This is a genomic window from Polaromonas sp. P1_G4 (assembly GCF_056405475.1).
The window spans coordinates 1-577 of the sequence record NZ_JBFUCA010001049.1; the positions used below are offsets into that span (position 1 = coordinate 1).

The 577-nt window shown below is 61.6% G+C and carries 1 protein-coding gene; it reads left to right on the forward strand.

What is annotated here, in order from left to right:
* Positions 1-122: 122 nt before the first annotated feature.
* On the forward strand, positions 123-577 hold a 455-nt coding region (locus AC1D1X_RS25290; RefSeq protein WP_477699636.1), incomplete at its 3' end, for an acyl-CoA dehydrogenase family protein.

The window sequence follows — 577 nt, forward strand, 5'->3', positions numbered from 1 at the left end:
GGGCAGCCGGCCTGGCGGGCGCGTGCCGAAAGGATCGGCTGCGCCTGTTGCCATTCGCGCGCCAATTTGGTTATTATAAATAACTATTATTGTGACTCCGTGGCAACCAGTAGAAAAGGCGTATGACCTATCAACCCGCTGTGCAAGATGCGCAATTCATTCTTTTCGACGTACTGGACGCGGGCGGCCAATTGYGACCGATCGAGCGCTTTGCCGATACCGACGGCGACCTGCAGCGGCAGGTTCTGGAGGAAGCAGGAAAGTTCGTCGCCGAGGTTGTGGCGCCGCTGAATGCGGCGGGCGACAACCCGGGGTGCCGCTTCGATGCCGGCGCGGTCGTGACGCCTCCAGGTTTCGTACAGGCCTACCAGGCGTTCTGGCAGGCAGGCTGGCCTGCGCTTTCATGCGCGCCTGAACACGGCGGGCAAGGGCTGCCCTGGGTGCTGGAAGGTGCGCTGTACGAATGGCTGAGTGCCGCCAACCATGGCTGGACCATGGCACCGGGCCTGCTGCACGGAGCCTATGAGTGCCTGGCCCATCATGGCAGCGATGAATTGAAGGCGACTTACCTGGAAAA